Genomic DNA, 26,147 nt, shown 5'->3' on the forward strand with positions numbered 1-26,147 from the left:
CTCAATGGGACCTCCTAAAAAGATGATCGGAATGAACGGGCTAGTCGGCTCGCGCCAGCAGCTCGTCCAGCTTTGCGAAAAACTGCTTCCAGCCGGCGTGTGCGCCGCCATAGGCCTGCTTCTGGCTGGGGCGGAAGCCTGCCTGCTCGACGCGCAAGTGCGTGCCCGCGCCCGTCGGGGTAAGCGTGAACGTCACCACGCTCTTGAGATCGTAGGCCGCGTCCTCATGCGTAAAATTCCAGGTGTAGGCGAGCGATCGCTTCGGCTCGATGGCGAGGACCTCGCAGTCCAGCACGCCGCCCCATTCGCCGCGAAGATTGAAGCGGTGGCCGACGCTGGGCTTGAAGTCGTTCTTCATCAGCCACTCCTCGATCAGGTGCGGCTGGGTCAGCGCGCGCCACAGCCGCTCTGCCGGGAAGGCAAATTCGCGCTCGATGACCACGGAACGGGTTTCGGTCTCAGTGTCTGTCATTGGTCCATCCTCTTCAGGAGATCGTCGAGCGCGTCGAGCCGGTTCTGCCAGAACCCGGCCATCTGGCTGGTCCAGTCGATCAGCGGATTGAGTGCGCCGGGTTGCGCGCTGTAATGGGTCTGGCGTCCCTCGTGGCGGTCGCGCACGAGGCCGGCCTGCTTCAGCGCGCCGAGATGTTTCGAGACCGCCGGCTGGGACACGCCCGACCGTGCCGTCAGTGCCCCGACCGTCTGCTCCCCCTCGCGGCACAGCCGCTCGAAGATCGCCCGCCGGGTCGGGTCGGCGAGCGTTCTGAACAAAACATCGGGTGTGGTGGACATGCGAAACCCATAACCAGAAAGTTATGGATTAATTCATAACCGCATGGTTATGGATAAGTCAAGCGCGATGGGGCTTTCTTTCGGTGCGGCTTTCCCGGTGCCCTAAGGCCGCAAATAGAGATAGCCCTGCGATTGAAGCTCGGCCAGGCGGACCACGCCGCCTTTCTCCGCGCTGACGAAGCCCGGCAGCAGGTCGCTGAGCGTGATGTTCTGCGCCTTCATGGTGTTGCCGCAGGCGGCAAGCTCGACGCCATCCTTGGAGAAATCACCGATCCGCTTGCTGATATCGGGATTAGCCTGCGCCAAGTGGAACGCCTTCAGCGCAGGGCCGTGGATCACCAGCGCGATCGTCACGTGCTCGGGCCCGCCGACGCCGTCGATGTGGTTCTGGATGTTGCCGAGCACGAAATTGACCTTCTCGGCGTCGCTCAGATGATAGACGACCTTGAGCTTGTCCGATGAGGCGGTCGCGGCCTTGGCGCGCGAGGCGGCCAACGTCGCGCCCAAGGCAGACAAGGCCGAGACGGTGCTCCACAAGATGTTCCGGCGGTTCATGGCGATCTCCCTACACTGGCCCTGACTTTGCCGGACTCATATCATTTGCGGCGGAGCGCGGCGAGTTCCTTGCGGTCGGTCACGAGCGAGGCGCACTCGCTGGCGTCGGTCCGGTCGACCCGAAAAATCCCGTCGTCAGCGCCTGCGACCAACGATCGTTCGGCATCTTCATCCGGCTTGTTGTGCTGCCAGACTCTGACCTGCTCGAGCCTCACGACGGCGGATTTGTCGTCCTTTGACAGCGCCACGCCGATGCCGCCGCCCTCGCAATCGACGCCGCAGCCGAGGCGGACCTCGTTGCCTTCCTTGGCGAAGATCACGTGGTGACAGGAGCCGCTGGAGTCGAAATCACCGCTGCGATGGCGGTATCTGAAGCCGAGCCGGAAGGAATTGTGGAGCTGCCTGTCCTCCTCGTCGACTTCCGCCGAGACCAGCAGCTTCATGGACGCGACCTTCTGTTTCGGATGCCGCGCCAGATGCTCGGCATCGTAGCGGCGCACGAAACAGGCATAGGCCTTGTCGCCCGGTGCGCCCGCATACATGCGTGTGTTGAAGGTCCCGGCTTCGGTCTTGTTGGCCTCGCGGATGTCGTCGGCCTCTTCGGCATGGCCGGCGCCGGTCAGCGCTACCAAGGTGACGGCGGCAAAGAGAGCGAGCTTCATGACGGCCTCGAGCGCGTGAGAACCCTGCCCTGGCAGGACGGAGCTGTTGGCTGTTAGACGCAGGCCATGTGCGCCCCGTTCACGTCCGGCAGTCCCTGACATGATCATCACGAAGCGGAGCAAGGTGGAGTTCCGTGCAGGGCGTTAGTCACTGGCTCGGCGAAGAAAGTTCAATCGATGTAGCGCTTTCACCCCCCGGTAATTCGATGCCGGCGCTTCCTTCGACATTGTCCCGGTTGATCAATGTGATAGCCTTCACAGACTGCCTCTGTTCGAAGCGGTAGGCTGGGGCGGTTTCTTGCAAGTTTGTGGAGTCCCAGGAATGGGCGAAATTCGCAACTTCAGATCCGGGAATCAGGGCGAGCCGCCTTCGCACGGCGCGATGCCTCGCCGTCTCGCAGCGATCATTGTCGGTGACATAGCTTCCTATAGTCGCTTGATGGAGGCCGACGAGGAGGGCACGCATGTTCGCGTCAAGAGGATCGAGCGGGATCTGATCGAGCCGAGCATCGCCGAACACCATGGAAAGCTGGTCAAGACGACGGGTGACGGTTTCATCGCCATCTTTGACAGCCCTGTCGAAGCGGTCAGGTGCAGCATCGTCATTCAGCAGAATTTGGTAGGCCGAAACGCTTCGCTTTCGAAGGACTCGCGCATCGAGTACCGCATCGGTGTCAATCTCGGCGACGTCATCGTTGAAGCAGACGACATTTACGGCGACGGGGTCAATATCGCCACGCGCATCGAAGGTATCGCGGAGCCCGGCCAAGTCTATATTTCAGGCGCAATCTACGAGCAGATCAAGCACAAGGTGGTTTGCGGTTACGAGTCGCTTGGGGACCGTAAGGTCAAGAATATCACCGATCCCGTGCGCGTTTATCGCGTGCTGCCGGACGCGGGTGCGATGGGCAGGACGCGAGGCCGCCGCGAGAATACCCTGATCTTTCTCCTGAGCATTACGCTGATCGTCATCGCCGGCGGCGTGCTCTGGTATCTTCTGACGCAGCCGGGCGTTAGGGTGAGGGAACAGGCCGCCGCGCCGACTGCTGCTCCGGCCCCATCTCCGAGCCCGCAGCCTCCCGCGCGGGAGGCCGCGACGCAGGTGCCGCAGCCGTCTCCCTCGGTGACCTCGTCACCCTCAGTGACCTCGTCACCCTCGCCCTCCGTCCCGCCGCCCAGCCCATTGGCGGCGGCTGTCCGCGAACCCGAAGTGATCGCCGTTCGCGGAGGCAGCTTTGCAATGGGGAGCAACGATGATCCGACCGAACGGCCTGTCCACCAGGTCACGATCAAGCCGTTCTCGATTGGCAAATATCCGGTGACGGTGCAGGAGTGGAACGAATGCGCCGCTGCCAAGGCGTGCGGCTTCACCGCCGCCGGCAAGGATGATGCGCCGATCACCAATGTGAGTTGGACCGACGCGCAACAATATGCCGCCTATCTCGCGCAGGCCACGAAGAAGCCCTATCGGCTTCCGAGCGAAGCCGAATGGGAATATGCGGCGCGCGGCGGGACGCAGAGCAAGTATTGGTGGGGCGACAAGCTTCAGCCGGGCGTGGCCGGGTGCAAGGATTGCGGTGATGCCGCGGCCGAGCAGCCGGCGAAAGTGGGCAGCTTCAGGCCCAATCCATTTGGGCTCTACGACATGGGCGGCGGCGTCGATCAGTGGATCGAGGATTGCTGGCACAAGACCTATCAGGGTGCGCCCGGCGACGGCTCGGCATGGACCGGCGGGGACTGCACCTCGCACGTCCTGCGCTCGGGCTCGTGGAAGAACGATGCCAGATATGTGCGGCCGTCGAACCGCGATGCTTACGATACCAATGTTCGTTACCCGACGCATGGATTCCGCGTCGCGCTCAGTCCTTAAGCGCTGGAGTAAGTTTGATGCAGATCTTTCGCTGCGTTGCGCTATCGGTGGCGGTCGCATTGCTCCCGGGCGTCGCCTATTCGCAAGGCAAGACCGCCCCCAAGGACGCGAAGCTTTATTTCATCACCCCGCATGACGGGCAGAAGATTCGCGGCGGATTTTGGGTTCGGTTCGGCTTGCGCAACATGGGCGTGACGCATGCCGGCGACGAGTACCAGAACGCCGGTCACCATCATTTATTGGTCGACGTGAACGATCCCATCGATTCCAAGGAACCGATCCTGCAGGACAAGTCGCATCTGCATTTCGGGGCGGGGCAGACTGAAACATTTCTTGAGCTTCCGCCGGGGACGCACACGCTCCAACTGGTGCTCGGCGATGCGAAGCACTATCCGTTCGAACCGCCCATCGTGTCGAGCAAGATCACGGTGCGGGTCAGGTAAAGCCCTCGGCCGCAAAGATCTGCCATTCGCCGGGAATGCCCTTCAACGCGCTCGTGCCGCGGCCGGCGAAGCGCAGGCCTGAGCCGGCCACGAGATCCTTCACCGTCCCCGAAACCAGTACTTCGCCTGCGCCGGCAAGCGCTGCGACGCGTGCCCCGATGTGGACTGCAATCCCGCCGACATCGTCGCCGATCATTTCGCATTCGCCAGTGTGCAGGCCCGCGCGGACATCGATGCCGAGCGACTTGATCTCATTCGCAATCGCGCAAGCGCAACGGACGCCCCGTGCCGGTCCGTCGAATGTTGCCAGAAATCCGTCGCCCGTGGTCTTGACCTCGCGTCCCCTGAATCGCGTGAGGATGCGGCGGACCATGGCGTGATGCTCATCCAGCAATGCGCGCCAGCGGCGGTCGCCGAGAGAGGCAGCCTTTTCGGTCGAGCCGACGATGTCGGTGAACAGCACTGTGGCAAGCACGCGGTCCGCCACCGGGGAACCACGCGTCCCCGTCAGGAATTCCTCGACCGTATCGGAAATCTCGTCGGCATTCTCGCCGACATAGAAAAGATGATCGGTGCCAGGGAATTCCACCAGACGCGCTCCGGGAATTTTCGCGGCGACGTCGCGCCCGCCCTCGACGCTGACGACCTGATCGTCAGTTCGGTGGATGACGAGTGCAGGCACGCGAACCGCGGGCAACACGCCGCTGATCTCGATCTGGCTATTCATGCGCATCAAGGCCACGACCGCGGACGGACTTGCGCCCAGACGCTCGTTTCGTCCCCACCAGCGCTGGAAGGCTGCGTCATTCGCACGCGATGGCGCAAATCTCTGAATGCTGCCGCCGGTTCCCCAGGCTTTCTCGACATAGCCGAAGAACGTCTTCAGCGCCTCCTCGGTGGGAAACCAGTAGGAAAAGCGCGAAAAGCTTCCGTAGAGTACGATGGCGCTGCACCGATGCGGATAAGTAGCGGCATACAGGATGGAAAGCGGCGCCCCTTCCGAAATGCCGAGCAGTGCCGCATGCTCCATGCCGGCCGCGTCCATGACCGCACGCAGATCGTCCATCCGCACGTCGAGCCCGGGAAGCTCTCCGACACGGTCGGACCCGCCAGTACCCCGTTTATCGAAGGTGACGACCCTGGCGTAGCTCGCCAGGCGCGTCAGGAAGCGAGCAAAGTCGGGTTGATCCCAGTAGTTCTCGACGTTGGACACGAAGCCCGGCACCAGAACCAGATTGATCGGCCCGTCGCCAAACGCCTGATAGGCGATGTGGACGTCTCCGCTCCTGGCATATTGCGTAACCGGCTGCATCCTGATCCCTGCCCGCCGGTTCACCATAGCAAACAAGCTTTGCGGGCGGATAGCCGTCCCGCGGGGAGCCTCGCACAAGGTTCCAGCCTTAAGCCTCTAGAAGATGGGGCATTGATAAACCCCGGGTTGCTGCAAATGGCCGGTGGCAGTCGAAAATGTCCGTAGATCAGACCCTGCCCAACCTTTCGATCGGCTATTCCCAAGGGCGGTTGCTGAAGTTTTTCGGCATCGGCCTGCTGGCGACGCTCATGTGCACCGCGGTCGCATTCAACTGGTATCGCGGCAAGGACATCAACGCGTTCCAGATGACGGCCTGCTATGTCGGCGTCGCGTTGTTCGGCTTCGCCACTTGCAAGACCCTCTGGATGTTGATTTCCTCGAGGGGGCCGGTCGTCTTCATCAGCCGTGTCGGCATTCGCGACACCAGGATCGCCGATGAAACCATCGCGTGGCAATCCGTCCGGGACATATTGATCTGGCAGTATCGCGGTCAAAAGATCGTGGTGCTCAAAGTCGACCACCTTCTCGCCCAGCGGTTTGCCGGAGGCCTTCTGAAGGGCCTGCTGTCGCTGATGAACAAGGCGCTTGGCGCGGACGGCGTGGTCGTCAACGCCGGAGGCCTGACCATGGACAGCCAAACGCTGTTCGATACCTGCAGGCAATACTGGACCGCCGGCCGATTTGCATATTCGGGCCGATCCGTGTCGGAGCCCGAGCGCATCAACTAGAACGACGCGGCTCTTCAGGCATGGGCTGAGCCGATGCCTGACCTATTCAGACCGTGCGTCAGCGCAGGCTGGCGTTGAACTTGTCCAGCGCCGCCGAGCCCGGGCAGAGCGTGTCGGCTTCCAGCGAGTTGAGCGGCGTCTCGACCGTGTTGAGATGGGTGTGCAGATCGTCCGCGTCGGGATCGACGTACAGCAGACCGGTGACAATCTGCCCTTTGGCGGCGTGCTTCTGGAGAAAGGTCTGGGCGCCGAGCCGATCATGCGGATCATAATCGGCATCGATCTTGCGCAGCGCGATCTTGCTGCCGTCATGCTGCTCGACCACCTGCACCGTGCCCGGCGCGTAATCGACGGCAATCGGGTCGCGGCCGACCAGCACGTCGAGCCGGTTCACGGCGTCGTTGTGCTCGCGGACATAGTCGAAGCTCTTGGTCGAGCCGGCGTGATTGTTGAAGGCGATGCAGGGGCTGATGACGTCGATGAAGGACGCGCCCTTGTGGCCGATCGCCGCCGCGATCAGCGGCACCAGCTGGCTCTTGTCGCCGGAGAACGAGCGCGCGACGAAGGTGGCGCCAAGTTGCAGCGCGATCGCGACGAGGTCGATTGCGTTGTCGGTGTTGGTCACGCCCTTCTTGCTCTTCGAGCCGCGGTCGGCGGTCGCCGAGAACTGGCCTTTGGTCAGGCCGTAGACGCCGTTGTTTTCGACGATGTAAGTCATGTTGACGCCGCGTCGGATCGAATGCGCGAATTGACCGAAGCCGATCGAAGCGGAATCGCCGTCGCCGGAGACGCCGAGATAGATCAGGTCGCGATTGGCGAGGTTGGCGCCTGTCAGCACCGACGGCATGCGGCCGTGCACGGAGTTGAAGCCGTGCGAATTGCCGAGGAAATAATCCGGCGTCTTCGACGAGCAGCCGATGCCGGAAATCTTCGCCACCCGGTGCGGCTCGATCGAGAGCTCGTAGCAGGCCTCGATGATGGACGCGGTGATCGAATCATGGCCGCAGCCGGCGCACAGCGTCGAGATTTTGCCTTCGTAGTCGCGATGCGTATAGCCGAGCTCGTTCTTCTTCAGGGCCGGGTGATGGAATTTCGGCTTTGCGATGTAGGTCATGATACGGCCTTGCGGAGCGGGGTCACCTTGAGGTGATCCTGGTGGTCGCCAATGGCTTTTGCGATGTAGCGGGCGGTGATCGGAGTACCGTCGTAGTGCACGATCGGCACGAGACGCACCGGGTCGATGCCGTTCTCGTTGACGATGAGCTGGCGCAGCTGGCTGTCGCGGTTCTGCTCGACGACATAGACGAAGTCGTGCTCGGCGAGGAAGCTCGCCACGCTCGAATGGAACGGGAAGGCGCGGATGCGCAGCCGGTCGAGCTGATGCCCGCGCGTCTCCAAAAGTCCGATCGCCTCGTCCATCGCCGGCGAGGTCGAGCCGAAATAGATCACGCCATATTTGGTCGGCCGTTCCGCGTTGGCCTGAAGCGGCCGCGGCACGAGGTCTTGCGCAGTCTCGAACTTGCGCATCAGGCGCTGCATGTTGTCGGCGTAGACCGAGCCTTCCTCGGAGTAACGCGCATAGCGATCACGCGAGGTGCCGCGGGTGAAATAGGAGCCCTTGGTCGGGTGCGTGCCGGGATAGGTACGGTAGGGGATGCCGTCGCCGTCGACGTCGAGATAGCGGCCGAAATCGCGGCCCTCGTCCAGCATCTCCGCGGTCATCACCTTGCCGCGGTCGTACTGCTTGGCATCGTCCCATTTCAGCGGACGGCAGAGCCGGTGGTTCATGCCGATGTCGAGGTCGAGCATCAGGAAGATCGTGGTCTGAAGCCGCTCGGCGAGATCGAAGGCGGCTGCTGCGAACTCGAACGCCTCGGCCGGATCTTCGGGGAACAGCAGCACATGCTTGGTGTCGCCATGCGAGGCATAGGCGCAGGCGATGATGTCGCATTGCTGGGTGCGGGTCGGCATGCCCGTGGAGGGGCCGGCGCGCTGGACGTTCATGATCACGGCCGGGATCTCGGCAAAATACGAGAGGCCGATGAACTCGGTCATCAGGGAGATGCCGGGGCCGGAGGTCGCGGTAAAGGCGCGGGCGCCGTTCCAGGAGGCGCCAATGACGATACCGATTGAAGCCAGCTCGTCCTCGCCCTGCACGATGGCGTATTTCGCCTTGCCCGTCTCCGGATCGTGCCGGTATTTCTTGCAGTGGGCGGTGAAAGCCTCCGCCACCGACGAGGACGGCGTGATTGGATACCAGGCGCAGATGGTGGCGCCGCCATAGACGGCACCGAGCGCAGCCGCGCTGTTACCTTCGATGAAGATGCGATCGCCAACCTTGTCGGATTTTTTGATGCGCAGCCCGATGGGGCATTTCAGGTTTTGCAGCGCCCAGTCGCGGCCAAGATGCAGTGCGTGGACGTTGGAGGAGAGCAGCTTCTCCTTGCCCTTGTACTGTTCGCCGATCAACTGCTCGATCAGCTTCGGGTCCATGTCGAGCAGCGCCGAGAGGCTGCCCAAATAGATGATGTTCTTGAACAGCTGGCGCTGGCGCGGATCGGTGTAGGTCGAATTGGTGATCGCGGTCAGGGGCACGCCGATCACATTGATGTCGTCGCGGAATTTGGTCGTCGGCATCGGCTTGGTGGAATCGTAGAACAGGTAGCCGCCGGGCTCGATGCCGGCGACGTCCTTGTCCCAGGTCTGCGGGTTCATCGCCACCATCATGTCGACGCCGCCGCGGGCGCCGAGATAGCCTTCTTCCGTCACCCTCACCTCGTACCAGGTCGGCAGGCCCTGGATGTTGGAGGGGAAGATGTTGCGCGGTGAGACCGGCACACCATGGCGCAGGATCGCGCGCGCAAACATTTCGTTGGCGCTGGCCGAGCCCGATCCGTTGACGTTGGCGAAGCGGACGACGAAGTCGTTTACGCTGCTGATCGGCTTTTTGTCGGACATGCTGAACCTGCGTGAGTCATCTCGATGAAATATTTCTGCATGTCCCAGGCTCCGGTGGGACAACGCTCGGCGCACAGCCCGCAATGCAGGCAGACATCCTCGTCCTTGACCATCACGCGCCCGGTCTTGAGATCGCTGGACACATAGAGATCCTGGTCCGGATGGAGCGAGGGCGCCTTCAGGTGCTGGCGCAGATCGGCTTCCTCGCCATTATCAGTGAAGGTGATGCAGTCCATCGGACAGATGTCGACGCAGGCATCGCACTCGATGCAGAGCGAGGTGGAGAACACGGTCTGGACGTCGCAGTTCAGGCAACGTTCGGCTTCACCGAGCGCGAGCTTGACGTCGTAGCCGAGCTCGACCTCGGTGCGGATGTCCTTCAGCGCAATCACCTTGTCGCGGTGCGGCACCTTGAAGCGCTTGTCGACGGAGATGTCGTTGTCGTAGCTCCATTCGTGGATGCCCATCTTCTGCGAGGAGACATGCACCTCCGGCAGCGGGCGCTCGGTGATGTCCTCGCCCGACAGCAGCTTGTGGATCGACAATGCGGCGTCATGGCCTTGCGCGACCGCCCAGATGATGTTCTTGGGGCCGAACGCGGCGTCGCCGCCGAAGAACACTTTTGGATTGGACGAAACGAACGTCTTCGGATCGACCTTGGGCATATGCCATTTGTCGAACTCGATGCCGCAGTCCTGCTCGATCCAGGGGAAGGCGTTCTCCTGGCCGACCGCGACCAGCACGTCGTCGCATTCCAAGGTCTGGTCGGGCTCGCCGGAGGGAACGAGGTTGCGGCGACCCTTGGCATCGTATTCGGCCTTCACCTTCTGGAAGGTGATGCCGGTGAGCTTGCCGTTGTCGTGAACGAAGGCGACGGGGACGAGGAAGTTGAGGATCGGGATGTCCTCGTGGAGCGCGTCTTCCTTCTCCCACGGCGAGGCCTTCATCTCCTCGAAGCCGGAGCGCACGACCACCTTGACGTCTTCGCCGCCAAGCCTGCGCGCGGTGCGGCAGCAATCCATCGCGGTGTTGCCGCCGCCGAGCACGATCACGCGCTTGCCGATCTTGTCGGTATGGCCGAATGACACCGAGGAGAGCCAGTCGATGCCGATATGGACGTGGCTTGCTGCTTCCTGGCGGCCGGGAATGTCGAGCTCACGGCCGCGCGGCGCGCCGGAGCCGACGAAGATCGCGTCATATTTCTCCGCGAGCAGCGCCTTCATGCTCTCGATGCGATGGCCGCCTTTGAAGTCGACGCCGAGATTGAGGATGTAGCCGGTCTCCTCGTCGATCACCGAATTGGGCAGGCGGAATTTCGGGATCTGCGTGCGCATCATGCCGCCGGCTTCAGGATCGCCGTCGAACACGGTGCAGTGATAGCCGAGCGGGGCGAGATCGCGCGCCACGGTCAACGAGGCCGGGCCGCCGCCAACGAATGCAACGCGCTTGCCGTTTTTCGCGGCGGGCCGCGGCAGACGGTGCGTGATGTCGTCTTTGAAGTCCGCGGCGACGCGCTTGAGGCGACAGATCGCCACCGGAGTCTCCTCGACCCGTCCGCGACGACACGCCGGCTCGCAGGGACGATCGCAGGTGCGTCCCAGAATTCCGGGAAACACGTTCGACTTCCAGTTGATCATGTAGGCGTCGCTGTAGCGGCCCTGGGCGATCAGTCGGATGTATTCGGGAACCGGGGTGTGTGCAGGACAGGCCCATTGGCAGTCGACCACTTTGTGAAAGTAGTCGGGGGCCGCAATATCGGTCGGTTTCATTCCTACCCTGTCCGCGCAGGCTCAAAGACCCGGCGGCCTTTTCTTGAGCTTGTCGAACGCTAGCGCGCGGCGATCTGGTTTCTGAATGACGTCATTGGGTTAGCTTATTAGAACCATTCCGAAGCACAACGGCAAATTTGGGTGATCACCCGCTTTCATGGGAGCTGCGCGCGCACAGCATTAACGGCCGCGCGCAGCAATGCGGCGGTGCAATATGTTGCGTTGCGGATGGCAACTTAGCTGTGCGCGATATCGCTCTTCGCGAGATCCCACATCAGGCTGTAAGTGCCAACGGACACGGGCAGCGGGAAGGGCGCTGCAGCAGGGCCGGTGAAGCGCTCGGCGATGACGGCGGAGACCGCGCCGACATGCGTGCCGTCGATCAGCACGAACCAGTCGCGCGCGCCCTCGTTGCGTACCGCCGGGATGTCGGCCGTTGCACCCGACAGCTCCGGCTCGCTCTCGAGCAGATGCATCGAGATGATGCCCTCGCGCTTCTCCGGCGCCAGCTTGTCTTGCAGTGCATCACGCCACGCCCCTGCATTGTCCGGCGACGGCCGCAGCCGCACGAGGCCGAGCGCAGCTCCGCGGCCGGTGCCGTTGCTGACGGTGATGCGCACGACCACGCGCAGCATGTCCTTGAAATGCGCCATGGTCCGCCGCGACCATTCGGTCTGGTTGGCGAGCCGCGCCCGGTAGGCGGGACTGTCGAGCACGTCCAGCGTCGCGGTCGAATAGAGCGAGAGATATTTTGGCTTGGCGGCGTGCGCGACATAGCGCCGTGCCTCCAGAAAGCCCTCGATCGCGACGCGCTCTTCCAGATGCTCGCGATCGTACCAGCGGTTGAAATCGGCCTCATCGGCCTCGTCGATATTCATCGACGTCAGCAACATGCCTTTCCCGGCGAGCGGCATTTTCTTGTCCTTCTATCGCGCGGCCTTCGAAGCGAGGTCCGCGATCGACTTCATGACCGCGTCCCTGACGCCGGCATCATAGAGCGAATGCCCGGCTTCTTCCACGATCCGAATCTCGGAACGCGGCCAAACCTGCGCGAGCGCCTGCGATGTCTCAGGCGGGCACAACAGATCGTAGCGGCCCTGCACGATGATGCCGGGAATGTCGGCGAGCCGGCCGGCGTTCCGCAACAGCTGGTTCTCGGTCATGAAGCTGTCGTTGACGAAATAATGCGCCTCCATGAACGGCGTCGCGGGCAATGTGCGCCAGACGTTCAGCGAGGCGAGGTTGATCCGCATCTTGGCGGGCTTGTGCTCAGAGAGCGCGCGTTCGGTGTCGTGCCAGGCCCGTGAAGCTGGTCCATGCACGGCCGGATCGGCATCGAGGATGCGGCGATAGTAGGCGTCCACGGGCCGGTCCCGCTCTTCGAGTGGCAGCACGCTCAGGAAATCCTCGTAGAGCGCCGGATAGAATTGCGGCAGGCGCAGCGTAAATCCCGCTTCGACTTCCGCCCGCGTGCCCAGGAAGGTCGCGCGCAGTGCGATGCCCGAGACGCGCTCGGGATGGGCCTGCGCATAGGCCAGCGCCAGCGTCGCGCCCCAGGAACCGCCGATCACCATCCAGCGCTGGAAGCCGAATTTTTCGCGGATCTTCTCCATGTCCGCGATCAGATGCGCCGTCGTGTTGTGTTCGCGCGATCCTTTCGGCCGGCTGCGGCCGCAGCCGCGCTGGTCGAACAGCACGGCATGGAAACGGTCAGGATCAAAAAGCCGGCGATGATCGGGCTGGCAGCCGCTGCCGGGCCCGCCATGCAGATAGACCGCGGGAACACCGTCAGGGCGGCCGACGCTCTCGACATAGAGCTCGTGGCCGTCGCCGACATCGAGCATTTCGGAGGTCAGAGGTGCAAAGGGATCGGCGCGTTTTGCCGCTGCAGCCGCGTCGGCGTCAGGCATCATTCTCGGATTCCAGAGTGCCGCCGGCGAAGTTGCGGTAGAGGAAGCGGTTGGTCTCGCCCTCGGCCTCGCGCTCGGCCTGCTTGAAGATGGTCTCGTGCAGCGGCGACAGCGCGCAAGCTGGATCGGTGTTGGCGGCGTCACCCGTCAGCGCAAAGGCCTGGCAGCGGCAGCCGCCGAAATCGATCTCGCGGAATTCGCAAGACTTGCACGGCTCCTTCATCCAGCCCGTGCCGCGATAGCGGTTGAAGGCGTCCGAGTTCTGCCAGATCCAGGCGATTGAATGATTGGAGCGGACGGATTCGAAGTCGAGCCCGGTGATGCTTTCGGCGGCGTGGCAGGGCAGCACCTTGCCGGCGGGGGAGATGTTGAAGAACTGCCGGCCCCAGCCGCCCATGCATTTCTTTGGCCGCTGCGCATAATAATCCGGCACGACATAGTCGATCGCGAGTGTACCCTTGAGCCGTTCCCGCGCCTCCTCGACGATGCGGGTGCATTCATCTAACTGCGTCACCGTCGGCATCAGTGCGGCGCGGTTCTTCAGTGCCCAGCCGTAATACTGTACATTGGCGACCTCGAGCCGGTCGGCGTCGAGATCGATCGACATCTGGATGATGTCAGGAAGCTGATGCAGGTTCTGCCGATGCATCACCGCGTTCACGGTCAGCGGCAGATCGAGTTCGCGCGTCCATTTTGCCGCTTCGAGCTTCTTGCGATGCCCATTCTTGTAGCCGGCGACGCGATCGGCGAGACCCTCTTCGACGCCCTGGAAGCTGATCTGGACGTGACACAGCCCGGCATCCGCCAGCTCGCTGAGCTTGTCTCGCGTCAACAGCACGGCCGAGGTGATGAGGTTGGTGTAGAGGCCGACGTCGCTGGCGTGCTTCACCAGCTCGACCAGGTCCTTCCGCGCGGTCGGCTCGCCGCCGGAGAAATGCACCTGGAGCACGCCGATCTCGGCGAGCTCGCTCAGCACCTTCTTCCATTCCTCGGTGGTCAGTTCCTTGCCGGAGCGGTCGAGCTCGACCGGGTTGGAGCAGTATGGGCATTGCAGCGGGCAGCGATGCGTGATCTCGAGCAGCACTGCGAGCGGAATGCCAAAGGTCTCCGCCGTCGAGCGCTGCTTCTCCAGCACCGCGAGGCCATCGCTGGCATCGGGCGGAATGGCGGGATTGCCGAGCACATCGCTCATTGCGTTTTCTCCCGGGCCTCGGTGAGGAAGCCCTTGTCGGCGAGATCCTGCAGCATGACGATGACGTCGGCGAGGATCGCCTCGCGCGGCGCGGCATATTTCGCCGCCAGCAGGTCGGAGACGTCGCCGACATTGCGCTCGCCGTTGCAGAGCTGCAAGACCTCGACCGCGATCTCGTCCGGCGCCAGCACGCGCTCCGGCGCCAGGATCACCCAGATTTTTCGCGTCTCGTCGTATTTCAGCTTGGCATGCCGCGGCAGCACGGGGCGGCTTGCCTCGCTGACGCTGATGTTCCGCGGCCCGGCCATTGCTCTATCCCTTAACTCGCTTTGGGCACGAACGCGCCCGGCGGAATGTTGCCCTCGACATAGGCGTGATAGAGCGCGTCGAGCTGCACCCATAGCACGCTGGTCTTGAAGATCAGCGCGTTGCACACCTGCGCGCGCTGCTCCGGCGTCGTGGCATGCGCCTTGACATAGTCGAGCGCAAAGCCGGCATCGCGCGGCGCCTGCGCCAGACGCCGCTTGAAGTAGCTCATGATGTCGGGATTGACGAAGTCGTAGTGCTCCAGCATGCCGGAGATGCGCTCCTCGTGCAGGTTCGGCGCGAACAATTCGGTGAGCGAGGAGGCGATCGCCTCCAGCGGCGACTTTTCGCGGCAATAGTGGACATAGGCCTCCACCGCGAAGCGCGTCGCCGGCAGAATGCCTTCGGTGGATTCGACGTAAGCCGTGTCGAGCCCAAGGCCGTCGGTCAGTTTGAGCCAGCGCTCGATGCCGCCCTCGCTGCCGACATCGCCGTCATGGTCCTCAATGCGGTGACGCCATTCCAGCCGCGTGGCGCGGTCGCGGAAGCGCGAGATCACCACCGCGTCCTTGATCGGGATCGTGCTCTGGTAATAGTAGCGGTTCAGCGCCCAGGCCTGCACCTGGCCCTTGTTGAGCTTGCCGCCATGCAGCAGCTTATGGAATGGATGCAGGCTGTGATAGCGCGTCGCGCCAATATGGCGCAGCGTCGCCTCCAGCTCCTCGGCGCTAGTGAGCCTGATGTCCTTGCCGATCGAGAGCGCAGTCATTCCAGTCATGGACGCGGCATTCACAGCACGATCTCCGTTCCGTCGGCGGGTATCTGCCAGCCCGCCTGCTCCGCGGTCTTGCGCTCGATTGAGCCGGGCAGCAATGCCGGGTTCGAGTTGTTGATATGCAGAAACATCTTCCTGTCGATCTTGAGGTCGGCCAGCCGTGCGATCGCGCCGTCGTCGCCGGACATCGCGACATGGCCCATGCTCTTGCCGGTCTTGTGGCCGAGGCCGGCCTTTATCATCTCGTCGTCCTGCCACACCGTGCCGTCGAAGAACACCAGCGCTGCGCCGTCGATCGCGGCCTTGAGCGCGTCGGTGATCTCGGCGCAGGCGGCAATGAAGTAGAAGCATTTGCCGGTCGACTTGTCGGTGATCTTCAGCCCGAGCGTATCGCCATCGCCGGTCTCGCCGCCGGGATGCGCCTTGCCTTCGAGGTACCAGGCCGACTTGCCAGGCACCGCGAAGGGCAGCACCTCCAGTCCTGAGCGCGCGCCATCGGGCAGCCGCGGCTCGAACGGCTCGCTGATGTCGATCGGCTGCCGCCGCACGTTCTTTTCGTTCAGCACGTTGAAGATGCTGTTGCTCTTCAGGATCGCCAGCACCTTCTCATGCGCATAGATCGTGAACGGCGAGCCCTCGCGCATCGACAGCAGGCCGGCCACCGCATCCACTTCGCTGTTCGTCAAGATCACGCCCGCAATCGGCGTATGGCGCAACGCGCCCATCTTGGGATGCAGCTGCGGCGTGGCGTTCAATTGCTGGCGAAGGTCGGGCGAGGCGTTGATCAGGAACCAGTGCTCGCCGTCGCCGCTGAAGGCGACCGAGGCCTGGGTTCGATAAAGCTCCTGGCCGCGGCTACGTGCCGCCCGGCAGCCCTCGCAACCGCAATTCCATTGCGGGACACCGCCGCCGGCCCCGGCGCCCAGGACGACGACGCGAAGCATGATCCGTCTCCTGGAGGGAACGCCGCGAGGTGACTCTCAGGCCGACACAAATCCTGTCTTTCGGAAACGCATCGTGACCGAAAGGGACAAGGACTCGACCGAGAGAGCCACCTGCGCTGAACGCGAACTCACCAACCGCTTACTTGCGGGTGGCGCTCACATACATGTTGATTTCCATGCCGCAGGGCACTTCGACGATCTTCGGGGTTTTCCAGGCCATTTCGGCTCTCCATTTTCAAGAATTCGGACGTATCCGCCCAAAGGTTAAACTAATGCGGGCAGAAAAGTTCGCCAGTGAAATTTTCCCGATAAAAGCATGTTGCGCCGCGAAAAATGATGGGGGAACATCAGTTTCGGTGACGCTGCCTTGCGCCTGGCGCATTCGGTCGCGAACTGTCCTGATAAAGCAGTTGTGAGTGCAATGCAGCTTTCAATCCGGTACAGGCGACCCAATTGGAATTCGTGATGCCCAAATATTTCTTCAACACCCGTATCGGCAAGGAGTTGATCGTGGATCCCGAAGGCGAGGATCTGCGCAATCCTGATCGTGCCTGGGAGGTCGCCCGCCAGATGATCCTGGAGGTGCTGAAATCCGAGGGGACCCAGCCGGCGCTCATGGAAGCGGTGATCGAGGTCACCGACCTCGAAGGCGAGATCGTGCTGGAATTCCCCTTCACCGAGGCCCTTCTGGACGTGCCGGACCAGTCCGCGACCCGGCATTAGGGGCCACGGCTCCCTCCACCCGTCATTGCGAGGAGCTCTTGCGACGAAGCAATCCAGAGTGCCTCCGTGCAGGCAGTCTGGATTGCTTCGCTGCGCTCGCAATGACGGCGTAACCTTGCGAAATCCGCATGGCTTTGCCGCGTTCCCGGCGCTAAAAGACGCCGGTTACACGGAGCAACCCATGCAAGACCTCTGGCGCCTGTCGGCTGCCGACCTCGCCACCCTCGTCAAAGCCAAAAAGGTGTCCGCCAGGGAGGCCGCCAAGGCCGGCCTCGCCCGGCTCGACGCGGTCAATCCCCAGCTCAATGCGGTGATCGACCACCGGCCGGAGGACGTGCTCAAGCAGGCCGACGCCGTCGATGCGGCCATCGCGAGGGGAGAGGACCCCGGCGTGCTGGCCGGCGTGCCCGTCACCATCAAGGCCAATGTCGACCAGGCCGGCTTTGCCACCACCAACGGCCTGAAACTCCAGCGCGACCTGGTCGCGCGCGAGGACAATCCGGTGGTCGCCAATTTCCGCAAAGCCGGCGCGGTTCTCCTTGGACGCACCAATTGCCCGGCCTTCTCCTATCGCTGGTTCACCACCAATCTGGTCCATGGCGACACCAAGAACCCCCGCGACGCCTCGCTGACCCCGGGCGGCTCGTCCGGCGGCGCCGGCTCGGCGGTCGCGGCCGGCATCGGCCACATCGCCCACGGCACCGATATCGCCGGCTCGATCCGCTATCCCGCCTATGCCTGTGGCGTGCACGGCCTGCGCCCGACGCTCGGCCGCATCCCCGCCTTCAACCCGGTGCTGCCGGAGCGCCCGATCGGGCCGCAGATCATGGCGGTGTCGGGACCCTTGGCACGCACCGTCAATGATTTGCGGATTTCGCTCGCCGCGATGTCGGCGCGCGACGCGCGCGATCCCTGGTATGTGCCGGCGCCGCTGGAAGGCCCGGCGCGGCCGAAGCGTGCCGCGGTCTGCCTCAACCCGGATGGGCTCGCGACCACGCCGGAGGTAAAGGCGGCCGTGACCGACGCCGGCAAGCGGCTGGAGCGCGCCGGCTGGACCGTCGAGCTGATCGAGAACACGCCGCCGATGCGCGAGGCGGTCGAGTGGCAGGTCAAGCTCTGGCTTGGCGACGGCTACGAGGCGCAGCTCGAAATGGCCGAGCGCGAAGGCGATCCCGGCGCGCTCGCCTGCCTGCGCGGCAACCGCGCCAAGGTGACGCCGTTCGACCAGGCCGACTACGCCAAGGCGCTGACCCGCCGCGCCACGCTGACCCGCGACTGGATGCTGTTCTTCGAGCAATATGCGGTAGTGCTGACGCCGGTCTCCGGCGAATTGCCGTTCCCGGATCATCTCGATCGCAAGGACGAGGCCTCCTTCAAGCGCGTTTGGGAGGCGCAGCTGCCGCAGATCGCCATTCCCTTCATGGGACTGCCGGGCCTTGCGGTCTCGACCGGTCTCGTCGGCAAGGCCCCCGTCGGCGTGCATATCGTGTCCGCGCGCTATCGCGAGGATTTATGCCTGCTCGCAGGCGAGGCGATCGAGGCGGGCGGCGTTCCGCCGTCGCCGATCGACCCGGTGGGTTAGCGATGTCGGCGATCTACGAATTCAAGGCCAACTCGCTTCTCGGCGACGAGATCGCCCTGCGCCATTTCGAGGGCCAGGTGCTCCTGATCGTCAACACCGCGAGCAAATGCGGCTTCACACCGCAATATCGCGGCCTCGAGGATCTGCACCGCGACCTGTCGCCGCGCGGCTTCTCGGTGCTGGGCTTTCCCTGCAACCAGTTCGGCGCGCAGGAGCCGGGGCAGGCGAGCGAGATCCAGTCGTTCTGCTCGACCAATTACGACGTCACCTTTCCCCTGTTCGCGAAGATCGACGTCAACGGCGCCAAGGCGCACCCTTTGTATGAGTACCTGAAGCGCCAGCAATCCGGCCTGTTAGGGGCCTCCATCAAATGGAATTTCACAAAATTCCTGGTGGATCGCGCCGGCCGAGTGATCGCGCGCTATGCGCCGACCGCACGGCCCGAAGGATTGCGGCAGCAAATCGAGACCCTGTTATGAGCGAGACAATCATGAGCGACGAATTCCCGGACCGCCTGTCGGTCAATCCGAACAGCCCGTTCTACAACGCGGATATCCTGTCGCGCGACGTCGGCATCCGCTTCAAGGGCGTCGAGAAGACCAATGTCGAAGAGTACTGCATCAGCGAAGGCTGGGTCCGCGTCACCGCCGGCAATGCCAAGGATCGCCATGGCAACCCGCTGACCATCAAGGTGCACGGCCCGGTCGAGCCGTATTTCAGGGATAAGAAATAGGCGCTGCGCGCGCTCTTTCTCCTCGTCATTGCGAGGAGCCCTTGCGACGAAGCAATCCAGACTATTTCCGCAGTGACAATCTGGATTGCCTCGCTTCGCTCGCAATGACGAAAGGAAACCCCATGTCCGTCCGCATCGTCGACGTCCGCGAGATCACCAAGCCGATCTCATCGCCGATCCGCAACGCCTATATCGACTTCACCAAGATGACGACGAGCCTGGTTGCCGTCGTCACCGACGTGGTGCGCGACGGCAAGCGCGTCGTCGGCTACGGCTTCAATTCCAACGGCCGCTACGGGCAGGGCGGCCTGATCCGCGAGCGCTTTGCCTCGCGCATCCTGGAAGCCGATCCGAAGTCGCTGCTCAATGCAGCCGGTGACAATCTCGACCCCGACAAAATCTGGGGCGCGATGATGACCAACGAGAAGCCGGGCGGCCATGGCGAGCGCTCGGTCGCGGTCGGCACCATCGACATGGCGGTGTGGGATGCGGTGGCGAAGATTGCGGGCAAGCCGCTGTTTCGGCTGCTGGCTGAGCGTCACGGCCTCACAGCCAATCCGCGCGTGTTCGTCTACGCCGCCGGCGGCTATTACTATCCCGGCAAGCACCTCTCGGCGCTGCGCGGCGAGATGCGCGGCTATCTCGACCGCGGCTACAACGTCGTCAAGATGAAGATCGGCGGCGCGGGAATCGAAGACGACCGCACCCGCATTGAGGCGGTGCTGAAGGAGATCGGCAAGGACGCCCAGCTCGCCGTCGACGCCAACGGCCGCTTCGATCTCGAGACCGGGATCGCCTACGCAAAAATGCTGCGCGACTATCCGCTGTTCTGGTACGAGGAGGTCGGCGATCCCCTCGACTACGCGCTGCAAGCCGCGCTCGCGGAGTTCTATCCGGGCCCGATGGCGACCGGCGAAAACCTGTTCAGCCACCAGGACGCCCGCAATCTGATCCGCTATGGCGGCATGCGGCCCGACCGCGACTGGCTGCAATTCGATTGCGCGCTGTCCTACGGCCTCTGCGAATACCAGCGCACGCTGGACGTGCTGAAGACCTACGGCTGGTCACCCAGCCGCTGCATCCCGCATGGCGGCCACCAGATGTCGCTCAACATCGCAGCCGGCCTCGGCCTCGGCGGCAATGAGAGCTATCCGGATCTGTTCCAGCCCTATGGCGGTTTCCCCGACGGCGTCCGTGTCGAGAACGGCCACATCACCATGCCTGACCTTCCGGGCATCGGCTTCGAGGGCAAGTCGGATCTCTACAAGGAAATGAAGGCGCTGGCGGAGTAGCTCGGCTGCGGCAACACGCTCCGTCATTGCGAGCGCAGCGAAGCAATCCAGGGTCTTTCCGCGGACGCAGCCTGGATTGCTTCGCTGCGCTCGCAATGACGATGCGGGGCGAGCAGGCCGTCTCTTGACGCAGTCGTATGTCGCGCCACTTTCACGCCCGTTGCAGCAGCGGCCTCAGGCTACGGATATCCGTCACAGCCTCGATCTCATACACCGACTTGATCAACCGCGCCGCCTTCTCGCCGCCGACCACCGGCGCAATCAGATCCCGTGCCTTGTCGATGACCTCGTCCCGCGTCATCGGGTTGCGCGGGGTGCCGCGGACTGCGGTGACGCGTTCGGAAAGGTGGCGGCCGTCGGCGAGCTCGATCTCGACGATGGCGACGCGCACCGGCAACAGTTTTGCCAGCTCCTCGTCGCGCACCAGATTCACCTTGGCGCGTTCCTTCAGCACTGCAGCATCCTGCATGCGCGGCTTGTCGTGTGCGGCGTGGAAGGAGGCGGTCTTGTCGAGCAGCATCACGGCGACCATGTGCTGGAGGCAGATGTCGGGGATGTCGCGGTTGTCCACGACCTCGGCGACCGACGGGGCAAGCCGCACCGTCACGCGCTTGACCTGATCGGCCTCGAACGCCTGCTTGCTGCGGATTGCATAGACCGCGTCCAGCGGTCCCTGGATCGGCGAGCCCACGGTCCATTTCTTGATGTCGGTGCCTGCGATCTCGTAACGCTCGCCGAGCTTTTCCACCAGCTTCCCGGTCGCAGCCTTCGGCGCATAGGCCAGGAAGTAATTGTCCGGCCCCGAGAACACGTCGTCGACGCCGTTCCAGTCCGATCGCACCAGCAGCGCCGCCGTCACGCCGTTGCGGGCCGGCATGCCGGCGAAGACAAAACCCTTCTCGATATGGTCGACGTCGCGCCGCCACACGATAAAGCCGGAGGATTGCTGCGCGGCGTAGTCGAGCACCCAGCGCATCCGGCGCGAATCGAAGCCGGCGACGCAAGCGGCCGCAGCGGACGCGCAAAACGTGCCGGAAATACTGTGCGTGCTGAGCACGCTCTCATAGCTGAAATCGGCGCCGCCCATCGCCATCACCACGCGCGTGCCGACGTCGTAGCCGAGCGTCACCGCGCGCAGGAAATGCGCGCCGTCGATGCCGAGGTGTTCGCCGAGCGCAAGCGCTGCGGGAACGACCGAGCTGCCGGGATGCGAACGCGATGGGCTGTGAGAATCGTCGGTCTCATCCGCATGCGCCATGACGCCGTTGGCCAGCGCAGCCTCGACCGGCGATGCGGTGAGCGATGTGCCGGCGACGGTGGCCGTGCCCGGCGCGGCATTGGCACGGATGTAGCGTTGCGCCGCCTGACCGGGCGGCAGCTCCGATCCGGAGATCATCGAAGCCAGCGTATCTAGAATGTGGTGTTTTGCTTGTTCGACGACTTCGGGCGGCAACACGCGGGTTTTGGCCGCGCTCATGTAGTCGCACAGCGCCGTCATTTCCGGCCCGGAGCCGGATCCCTCCGCGAAACTGCGTGCAGGCGAGAGCGAGAAGCTGGTAGCCGCCGCTGCGGTCAAGCCGAAAAAATCACGTCGGTTCATGGTGTCCCGTTCTTTGGTGCAGGAATCCGATGAACCGTCTAGCGCTTATGACAGCCGCATGTCCAGCAGCCGCCGTCGACGGTGAGGCCAGAAGCGCCCGAGGTGTCGCCACATCCTCCGTCATTGCGAGCGCAGCGAAGCAATCCAGTCTCTCTCCGAGGAGACAGTCTGGATTGCTTCGTCGCAAGGGCTCCTCGCAATGACGGCGGAGGGAGTCAGCCTTTCGACGCCGCGCTCGCATTGACGATGTGGAGCGAGCGTGTGTCTTATGACAGCCGCATGTCCAGCAGCCGCCGTCCTTCGCCCTTCAGCAGCTTCTTCACCGCGCTGGACGCCACGACCTCGCCGTCATTGGCGTAGGCTTCGTGGTTCTTCTCGATGTCGTCGAGGCGGTAGAGATAGTTGACCATCACGCCGGCGGACTCCCGCACGCCCTTCGGCGAGAGATCGCCGAGCCAGTTGATGCGTTCGAGCCTCGCGCCGTTGCCGAGATGGAAGCGGGCGACGGAGTCGATCAGCTTGCCCTTCGGCGTGCGCGCCTTCAGGAAGTAGTGCGCCGCGAGCGGTTCGATCACGCCGCGGAGCAGCGTCGTCGTCTCGGGATTCTCGAACCATTTGGGATCGTCGAGACGCTTCAGGATCTCGCGATCCTCGTCCGACAGCGGCAGGTCCTTGTCCTGGTTCACCCAGTGCATGAAGCCCGGCACCGGCGACAGCGTCACGAAAGTGTCGAGCTTCGGCGTCTCGCGCCTCAGCTCCTCGACCACCTGCTTGATCAGGAAGCTGCCGAAGGAGATGCCGCCAAGGCCGCGCTGGGTGTTGGAGATCGAATAGAACACGGCAGTGCGCGCTTTCTCGATCGGCAGGTACTGGCGGTCGACCGTGAGCAGCGGCGCGATCGCGCCGGGAATCGTCTCGGTCAGCGCTACCTCGACGAAGATCAGGGGTTCGTCGACCATCGCCGGATGGAAGAAGGCGTAGCAGCGGCGGTCGACCGGATCGATGCGGCGGCGCAGGTCGTCCCAGTCGCTGATCTCGTGCACGGCTTCATAGCGAATGATTTTTTCGAGGATGTTGGCCGGGGTCGACCAGTCAATCCGGCGGAGCACGAGAAACCCCCTGTTGAACCACGAAGAGAGGAGATGGGAGACGTCGCGGTCGAGCGCGGCGAGGTCGGTGTGTCCGTTCATCATGCCGAGCAGATCGGCGCGCATGCTGACGAGATCGCCGGTGCCGCCGGGCGCGCGGTTGAGACGCCGGATCAGTTCCTGCCGCCGTGGTTCCGATGCGAAGTGCAGAGCGCTGGCGTCCTCGTCGGCCGGCTTCGTGCGCCATTTCTCGATCGCCTGTGCCAGCCGTTCCCGGTCCGGGCCGAAATCGCGCACCAGCGCCTCGAAGAAGGCGCGGCGTCCGGCCTCATCCAGTTCCTGGTAGACGTCAAGCACTTCGCGCGCCATGGCTGTACCGGAGGCTTCGCCTCGGCCCGACAGCAGCGCGCCGCAGAGCTCGATCAGCCCGTCGGCGTCCTGTTTGGTATCGGCAGAATCGCGGCGAAGCAGCGTGCGGCCGCGTTCGGAGATGGTGGCGAGCAGGTCGGAGAAGAAGGCGTTGGCCATCTGGGCTTTTCGAATCCGGGTTTGTGCAGTGCGCAATCTTACACGGGATTTGGGCGGAAGCCGATCACAATCGAGCGGAGGAATTTTGCAACTTCAGCTGGGCCATGCGCTCCAACAAAGCTGTCATGCCCCACCAGTGGCATTTGGAGAACGAGGCGGCTGCCTCGCACGCCGCCATTGCGAGCGCAGTGAAGCAATCCAGACTGCCGCCGCGGAAGGATTCTGGATTGCTTCGCTGTGCACAGCAATGACGAGGTGGAGTTACCCCTTCCTCGCAAACTCCGTCGGCGTCCGTCCCGTCACCTGCCGGAACGCCGCCGAAAAAGCCGGCACGCTGGCGTACCCAAGCTGGGTGGCGAGCTGCTTGACCGACACCCCCGCATCCGTGGACAACCGCTGGATCGCCGCTGCAACCCTTGCGTGCTGGCACCAGCTCTTGAAGCTCAGCTGCGTCTCGGCAGAGAACAATCGCGACAGCGTCCGCGCGGAGGTTCCGACCTCTCGCGCCAGAGTGTCGATGTCGTGCAGGCCGGTGGGATCGTCGAGCACGATCATCGCGGCGCGCCGGCAGCGCGGCTCGTGCGGCAGCGGCACGAAGGTCGCGGAATCCTCGGCCTGGTGCAATTCCAGCATCACCAGCCGGACCAGCAGCTCGGTGCGCTCTTCCGTGTTGCGGGCGTCGAACAAAGCGAGGATCGCCTGATTGAGCAGCGGCGACACCCGCACCACGAATTCCTTGGTCAGGCCCTCGTAGCGCTGCTCGCGCTTCAGCCAGGGCAGGTCGAAATACAGCGTACGCATCTCGATGTCGGCAAGCAGATCGATGGCATGTTCGAGCCCGGCCGGGACCCAGACCGCGCGGTCCGGCGGCACCAGCCAGCGGCCCTTGGGCGTGGTCACCTGCATGGTGCCCTTGGCGGCATAGATCAGCTGCGCCTCGCGGTGTAGGTGCGGATCGATCCGCATGGCCTTGGGATAGTCGCGCGCGACCAGGTGCACGCCCGCGGTCGAGCGGTGGTTACCCCGGACCTCCCTAAGGATTGGCGTTTCCAAGACAGTCATTGGCAGCATCCCGTCATGCCCAGGACATATAACTCATTTTCGAGCAAGAGAGGATTCGTATGAACAGCCCCAGCCGGGTCATCAGTTTCGTCAACGCAGGCCATTTCATCGACCATTATGCGATGCTGATCTTCGCCGCCGCCGTGATCATCATGGGGCCGGCGCTTGGCATGGCCTATTCGGAGCTTTTGCCTTACGCGACGCCCGGCTTCATTGCCTTCGGCGCCGGCTCGCTGCTCACGGGCTGGCTCGGGGATCGCTGGAGCCGTCGCCACATGATGCTGATCTTCTTCATCGGCATCGGGCTTGCCATGATCTCGGTCGGCTTCGTGCAGACGCCGCCGCAGCTTGGCGCGGCGCTGTTTGCGATCGGCATCTTCGCCTCGATCTACCACCCCGTCGGAACCGCGATGATCGTCTCTTATGCCGACAAGCTTGGTCGCGAGATGGGGCTGAACGGCGTCTGGGGCAATCTCGGCGTTGCCTCCTCGGCGCTGGTCACCGGCGTGGTCGGGCAATACTTCGGATGGCGCCTCGCCTTCATCGTCCCGGGCGTGGTCACCATCCTGATCGGCATCGCGTTTGCGATGATGGTCGTGCACGAAGACCGCAAGGGCTCGAAACAGGCGGCGGCGCAGGCACGCGTCGCCAAGCAGGACATGTGGCGCGTGATCCTGTCGCTCCTGATCGTGGTCATCGCGATCTCCACAACGTTCAATGCCGTCACCGTCGCGCTGCCAAAGTTGTTCGCGGAGCGGCTCGCGGATCTGACGAAAAGCCCGGCGATGCTCGGCGTCATCGCCGCCTGCGTCTACGTGTTCGGCGCAATGACGCAGTACACGATCGGCCGGCTGCTCGACCGCTATTCCCTGAAGACGGTGGCGCTGCCGCTGTCCTTCATGCTGGCGCCGTTTTTGTATCTCGCCGCGAGCCTGTCCAATCTGCCGCTGATATTGGTCTCGATCGGCATCGTGATGGGTGCGTTCGGGCAGGTCACGGTCAACGACGCCATGGTCGGCAAGTACACATCCGAAGAATGGCGCTCGCGCGCCTATGCCGTGCGCTATTTCGTCGGCTTCACCGCAGCCGGTGCGTCGGTCGGCCTCGTCGCCTGGCTCTACGAGCAGGGCGGCTTCGTCACCATGCTGCACGCCTTCGCCGCCCTCTGCCTGCTGGCGATCGCCGCCGCGATCATCCTGCCGCGCGAGACCAGGACGCCACAGGCGGTGTGACCGGTTGACGTGAGGCCGCCAGCTCGCGCCCCATCGTCATTGCGAGCGCAGCGAAGCAATCCAGAATATTTCCACGGCGGCAGTCTGGATT

General features: G+C 63.5%; 27 protein-coding genes. 9 read left to right on the plus strand and 18 right to left on the minus strand.

All coding sequences use genetic code 11. The features are described 5' to 3' along the window. Positions 1–40: 40 nt before the first annotated feature. The 4 genes from ACPPVR_RS09700 to ACPPVR_RS09715 all read right to left on the minus strand — a co-directional run bounded on the left by ACPPVR_RS09700 (position 41) and on the right by ACPPVR_RS09715 (position 2,009). Positions 41–472, minus strand: a complete 432-nt coding sequence (locus ACPPVR_RS09700; RefSeq protein ID WP_426614004.1) for an SRPBCC family protein — start codon at positions 470–472, stop codon at positions 41–43. After that, the gene (locus ACPPVR_RS09705) at positions 469–792 is read right to left on the minus strand and encodes an ArsR/SmtB family transcription factor (RefSeq protein WP_426614005.1); all 324 of its coding nucleotides are present in this window, start codon (positions 790–792) and stop codon (positions 469–471) included. The genes ACPPVR_RS09700 and ACPPVR_RS09705 overlap by 4 nt, the downstream gene beginning before the upstream one ends. Positions 793–894: 102 nt before the next feature. Next, positions 895–1,347: a DsrE family protein gene (locus tag ACPPVR_RS09710; protein WP_426614006.1), complete on the minus strand. Its 453-nt coding sequence runs from the start codon at positions 1,345–1,347 to the stop codon at positions 895–897. A gap of 41 nt (positions 1,348–1,388) precedes the next feature. Next, a complete protein-coding gene (locus tag ACPPVR_RS09715) occupies positions 1,389–2,009 on the minus strand; it encodes a hypothetical protein (protein WP_426614007.1) in 621 nt (206 codons plus the stop codon). 322 nt (positions 2,010–2,331) lie between these two features. Here ACPPVR_RS09715 and ACPPVR_RS09720 point away from each other — a divergent pair, with 322 nt between their 5' ends. Next, entirely contained in the window at positions 2,332–3,879 is a 1,548-nt protein-coding gene (locus tag ACPPVR_RS09720; RefSeq protein ID WP_426614008.1) for an SUMF1/EgtB/PvdO family nonheme iron enzyme, read from the plus strand. Between the two features lie 17 nt (positions 3,880–3,896). Beyond that, complete coding sequence (locus ACPPVR_RS09725) at positions 3,897–4,322, plus strand: DUF4399 domain-containing protein (protein ID WP_426614009.1); 426 nt, start codon at positions 3,897–3,899, stop codon at positions 4,320–4,322. Here the strand turns inward: ACPPVR_RS09725 and ACPPVR_RS09730 are convergent. Next, on the minus strand, positions 4,315–5,634 hold the full coding sequence (locus ACPPVR_RS09730; protein WP_426614010.1) for an adenylate/guanylate cyclase domain-containing protein: 1,320 nt from the start codon (positions 5,632–5,634) through the stop codon (positions 4,315–4,317). The two genes, ACPPVR_RS09725 and ACPPVR_RS09730, sit on opposite strands and share 8 nt — an antisense overlap. 155 nt (positions 5,635–5,789) lie before the next feature. On the opposite strand from ACPPVR_RS09730, the gene ACPPVR_RS09735 reads away from it, so the two are divergent. Then, on the plus strand, positions 5,790–6,362 hold the full coding sequence (locus ACPPVR_RS09735) for an STM3941 family protein (RefSeq protein WP_426614011.1): 573 nt from the start codon (positions 5,790–5,792) through the stop codon (positions 6,360–6,362). A 58-nt stretch (positions 6,363–6,420) separates the two neighbouring features. Here the strand turns inward: ACPPVR_RS09735 and ACPPVR_RS09740 are convergent, their stop codons facing one another. The 10 genes from ACPPVR_RS09740 to pqqA form a co-directional block, all read right to left on the minus strand. Then, positions 6,421–7,476, minus strand: coding sequence for a 2-oxoacid:ferredoxin oxidoreductase subunit beta (locus ACPPVR_RS09740; RefSeq protein ID WP_426614012.1), 1,056 nt, complete (start codon positions 7,474–7,476; stop codon positions 6,421–6,423). Continuing rightward, positions 7,473–9,320 carry a 2-oxoacid:acceptor oxidoreductase subunit alpha gene (locus ACPPVR_RS09745; RefSeq protein WP_426614013.1) on the minus strand — a complete coding sequence of 616 codons (1,848 nt, stop codon included), beginning with the start codon at positions 9,318–9,320 and terminating at the stop codon, positions 7,473–7,475. The genes ACPPVR_RS09740 and ACPPVR_RS09745 overlap by 4 nt, the downstream gene beginning before the upstream one ends. Further along, positions 9,290–11,089: an FAD-dependent oxidoreductase gene (locus ACPPVR_RS09750; protein ID WP_426614014.1), complete on the minus strand. Its 1,800-nt coding sequence runs from the start codon at positions 11,087–11,089 to the stop codon at positions 9,290–9,292. Before ACPPVR_RS09750 ends, ACPPVR_RS09745 begins: the two co-directional genes overlap by 31 nt. Before the next feature lie 236 nt (positions 11,090–11,325). Next, a complete protein-coding gene (locus tag ACPPVR_RS09755; RefSeq protein ID WP_426614015.1) occupies positions 11,326–12,003 on the minus strand; it encodes a hypothetical protein in 678 nt (225 codons plus the stop codon). A 12-nt stretch (positions 12,004–12,015) separates the two neighbouring features. Continuing rightward, positions 12,016–13,002 (minus strand): prolyl aminopeptidase, encoded by a 987-nt coding sequence (gene pip / locus ACPPVR_RS09760; RefSeq protein WP_426614016.1) that lies wholly within the window; start codon positions 13,000–13,002, stop codon positions 12,016–12,018. Beyond that, a complete protein-coding gene (gene pqqE, locus ACPPVR_RS09765; RefSeq protein ID WP_426614017.1) occupies positions 12,992–14,191 on the minus strand; it encodes a pyrroloquinoline quinone biosynthesis protein PqqE in 1,200 nt (399 codons plus the stop codon). Before pqqE ends, pip begins: the two co-directional genes overlap by 11 nt. Further along, positions 14,188–14,499 (minus strand): pyrroloquinoline quinone biosynthesis peptide chaperone PqqD, encoded by a 312-nt coding sequence (gene pqqD, locus ACPPVR_RS09770; protein ID WP_426614018.1) that lies wholly within the window; start codon positions 14,497–14,499, stop codon positions 14,188–14,190. The genes pqqE and pqqD overlap by 4 nt, the downstream gene beginning before the upstream one ends. 11 nt (positions 14,500–14,510) lie before the next feature. Continuing rightward, complete coding sequence (gene pqqC, locus ACPPVR_RS09775; protein ID WP_426614019.1) at positions 14,511–15,290, minus strand: pyrroloquinoline-quinone synthase PqqC; 780 nt, start codon at positions 15,288–15,290, stop codon at positions 14,511–14,513. Continuing rightward, positions 15,287–16,216, minus strand: a complete 930-nt coding sequence (gene pqqB / locus ACPPVR_RS09780; protein WP_426614020.1) for a pyrroloquinoline quinone biosynthesis protein PqqB — start codon at positions 16,214–16,216, stop codon at positions 15,287–15,289. The genes pqqC and pqqB overlap by 4 nt, the downstream gene beginning before the upstream one ends. A gap of 139 nt (positions 16,217–16,355) precedes the next feature. Continuing rightward, a complete protein-coding gene (pqqA, locus tag ACPPVR_RS09785) occupies positions 16,356–16,436 on the minus strand; it encodes a pyrroloquinoline quinone precursor peptide PqqA (RefSeq protein ID WP_045002119.1) in 81 nt (26 codons plus the stop codon). A 245-nt stretch (positions 16,437–16,681) separates the two neighbouring features. Here pqqA and ACPPVR_RS09790 point away from each other — a divergent pair, with 245 nt between their 5' ends. From ACPPVR_RS09790 to tarD, 5 genes are all read left to right on the plus strand, one after another. Beyond that, positions 16,682–16,939, plus strand: a complete 258-nt coding sequence (locus ACPPVR_RS09790) for a DUF6894 family protein (protein WP_426614021.1) — start codon at positions 16,682–16,684, stop codon at positions 16,937–16,939. A gap of 181 nt (positions 16,940–17,120) precedes the next feature. Further along, the gene (locus tag ACPPVR_RS09795) at positions 17,121–18,521 is read left to right on the plus strand and encodes an amidase family protein (protein ID WP_426614022.1); all 1,401 of its coding nucleotides are present in this window, start codon (positions 17,121–17,123) and stop codon (positions 18,519–18,521) included. Positions 18,522–18,523: 2 nt separating this feature from the next. Continuing rightward, positions 18,524–19,000: a glutathione peroxidase gene (locus ACPPVR_RS09800; protein ID WP_426614023.1), complete on the plus strand. Its 477-nt coding sequence runs from the start codon at positions 18,524–18,526 to the stop codon at positions 18,998–19,000. Further along, positions 18,997–19,254, plus strand: coding sequence for a DUF3297 family protein (locus ACPPVR_RS09805; RefSeq protein WP_426614024.1), 258 nt, complete (start codon positions 18,997–18,999; stop codon positions 19,252–19,254). The genes ACPPVR_RS09800 and ACPPVR_RS09805 overlap by 4 nt, the downstream gene beginning before the upstream one ends. 122 nt (positions 19,255–19,376) lie before the next feature. Next, the gene (gene tarD, locus ACPPVR_RS09810; protein WP_426614025.1) at positions 19,377–20,546 is read left to right on the plus strand and encodes a D(-)-tartrate dehydratase; all 1,170 of its coding nucleotides are present in this window, start codon (positions 19,377–19,379) and stop codon (positions 20,544–20,546) included. Positions 20,547–20,697: 151 nt separating this feature from the next. On the opposite strand, the gene ACPPVR_RS09815 is transcribed toward tarD, so the two are convergent. The 3 genes from ACPPVR_RS09815 to ACPPVR_RS09825 all read right to left on the minus strand — a co-directional run bounded on the left by ACPPVR_RS09815 (position 20,698) and on the right by ACPPVR_RS09825 (position 24,824). After that, positions 20,698–22,146 carry an MmgE/PrpD family protein gene (locus ACPPVR_RS09815; protein ID WP_426614026.1) on the minus strand — a complete coding sequence of 483 codons (1,449 nt, stop codon included), beginning with the start codon at positions 22,144–22,146 and terminating at the stop codon, positions 20,698–20,700. 266 nt (positions 22,147–22,412) lie between these two features. Then, positions 22,413–23,762 (minus strand): malonyl-CoA decarboxylase, encoded by a 1,350-nt coding sequence (locus tag ACPPVR_RS09820; RefSeq protein WP_426614027.1) that lies wholly within the window; start codon positions 23,760–23,762, stop codon positions 22,413–22,415. Positions 23,763–24,023: 261 nt separating this feature from the next. After that, positions 24,024–24,824 carry an AraC family transcriptional regulator gene (locus ACPPVR_RS09825; protein ID WP_426614028.1) on the minus strand — a complete coding sequence of 267 codons (801 nt, stop codon included), beginning with the start codon at positions 24,822–24,824 and terminating at the stop codon, positions 24,024–24,026. A gap of 59 nt (positions 24,825–24,883) precedes the next feature. On the opposite strand from ACPPVR_RS09825, the gene ACPPVR_RS09830 reads away from it, so the two are divergent. Then, on the plus strand, positions 24,884–26,056 hold the full coding sequence (locus ACPPVR_RS09830; RefSeq protein ID WP_426614029.1) for an MFS transporter: 1,173 nt from the start codon (positions 24,884–24,886) through the stop codon (positions 26,054–26,056). The last annotated feature ends 91 nt before the right edge of the window (positions 26,057–26,147 follow it).

This window comes from Bradyrhizobium sp. McL0616, assembly GCF_049993385.1.
Taxonomy (GTDB): Bacteria; Pseudomonadota; Alphaproteobacteria; order Rhizobiales; family Xanthobacteraceae; genus Bradyrhizobium.

Coding starts and splice junctions, on each gene's coding strand:
- ACPPVR_RS09700 (WP_426614004.1), bottom strand. CDS start 472: ATGACAGACACTGAGACCGAAACCCGTTCCGTGGTCATCGAGCGCGAA.
- ACPPVR_RS09705 (WP_426614005.1), bottom strand. CDS start 792: ATGTCCACCACACCCGATGTTTTGTTCAGAACGCTCGCCGACCCGACC.
- ACPPVR_RS09710 (WP_426614006.1), bottom strand. CDS start 1,347: ATGAACCGCCGGAACATCTTGTGGAGCACCGTCTCGGCCTTGTCTGCC.
- ACPPVR_RS09715 (WP_426614007.1), bottom strand. CDS start 2,009: ATGAAGCTCGCTCTCTTTGCCGCCGTCACCTTGGTAGCGCTGACCGGC.
- ACPPVR_RS09720 (WP_426614008.1), top strand. CDS start 2,332: ATGGGCGAAATTCGCAACTTCAGATCCGGGAATCAGGGCGAGCCGCCT.
- ACPPVR_RS09725 (WP_426614009.1), top strand. CDS start 3,897: ATGCAGATCTTTCGCTGCGTTGCGCTATCGGTGGCGGTCGCATTGCTC.
- ACPPVR_RS09730 (WP_426614010.1), bottom strand. CDS start 5,634: ATGCAGCCGGTTACGCAATATGCCAGGAGCGGAGACGTCCACATCGCC.
- ACPPVR_RS09735 (WP_426614011.1), top strand. CDS start 5,790: ATGTCCGTAGATCAGACCCTGCCCAACCTTTCGATCGGCTATTCCCAA.
- ACPPVR_RS09740 (WP_426614012.1), bottom strand. CDS start 7,476: ATGACCTACATCGCAAAGCCGAAATTCCATCACCCGGCCCTGAAGAAG.
- ACPPVR_RS09745 (WP_426614013.1), bottom strand. CDS start 9,320: ATGTCCGACAAAAAGCCGATCAGCAGCGTAAACGACTTCGTCGTCCGC.
- ACPPVR_RS09750 (WP_426614014.1), bottom strand. CDS start 11,089: ATGAAACCGACCGATATTGCGGCCCCCGACTACTTTCACAAAGTGGTC.
- ACPPVR_RS09755 (WP_426614015.1), bottom strand. CDS start 12,003: ATGCCGCTCGCCGGGAAAGGCATGTTGCTGACGTCGATGAATATCGAC.
- pip (WP_426614016.1), bottom strand. CDS start 13,002: ATGATGCCTGACGCCGACGCGGCTGCAGCGGCAAAACGCGCCGATCCC.
- pqqE (WP_426614017.1), bottom strand. CDS start 14,191: ATGAGCGATGTGCTCGGCAATCCCGCCATTCCGCCCGATGCCAGCGAT.
- pqqD (WP_426614018.1), bottom strand. CDS start 14,499: ATGGCCGGGCCGCGGAACATCAGCGTCAGCGAGGCAAGCCGCCCCGTG.
- pqqB (WP_426614020.1), bottom strand. CDS start 16,216: ATGCTTCGCGTCGTCGTCCTGGGCGCCGGGGCCGGCGGCGGTGTCCCG.
- pqqA (WP_045002119.1), bottom strand. CDS start 16,436: ATGGCCTGGAAAACCCCGAAGATCGTCGAAGTGCCCTGCGGCATGGAA.
- ACPPVR_RS09790 (WP_426614021.1), top strand. CDS start 16,682: ATGCCCAAATATTTCTTCAACACCCGTATCGGCAAGGAGTTGATCGTG.
- ACPPVR_RS09795 (WP_426614022.1), top strand. CDS start 17,121: ATGCAAGACCTCTGGCGCCTGTCGGCTGCCGACCTCGCCACCCTCGTC.
- ACPPVR_RS09800 (WP_426614023.1), top strand. CDS start 18,524: ATGTCGGCGATCTACGAATTCAAGGCCAACTCGCTTCTCGGCGACGAG.
- ACPPVR_RS09805 (WP_426614024.1), top strand. CDS start 18,997: ATGAGCGAGACAATCATGAGCGACGAATTCCCGGACCGCCTGTCGGTC.
- tarD (WP_426614025.1), top strand. CDS start 19,377: ATGTCCGTCCGCATCGTCGACGTCCGCGAGATCACCAAGCCGATCTCA.
- ACPPVR_RS09815 (WP_426614026.1), bottom strand. CDS start 22,146: ATGAACCGACGTGATTTTTTCGGCTTGACCGCAGCGGCGGCTACCAGC.
- ACPPVR_RS09820 (WP_426614027.1), bottom strand. CDS start 23,762: ATGGCCAACGCCTTCTTCTCCGACCTGCTCGCCACCATCTCCGAACGC.
- ACPPVR_RS09825 (WP_426614028.1), bottom strand. CDS start 24,824: ATGACTGTCTTGGAAACGCCAATCCTTAGGGAGGTCCGGGGTAACCAC.
- ACPPVR_RS09830 (WP_426614029.1), top strand. CDS start 24,884: ATGAACAGCCCCAGCCGGGTCATCAGTTTCGTCAACGCAGGCCATTTC.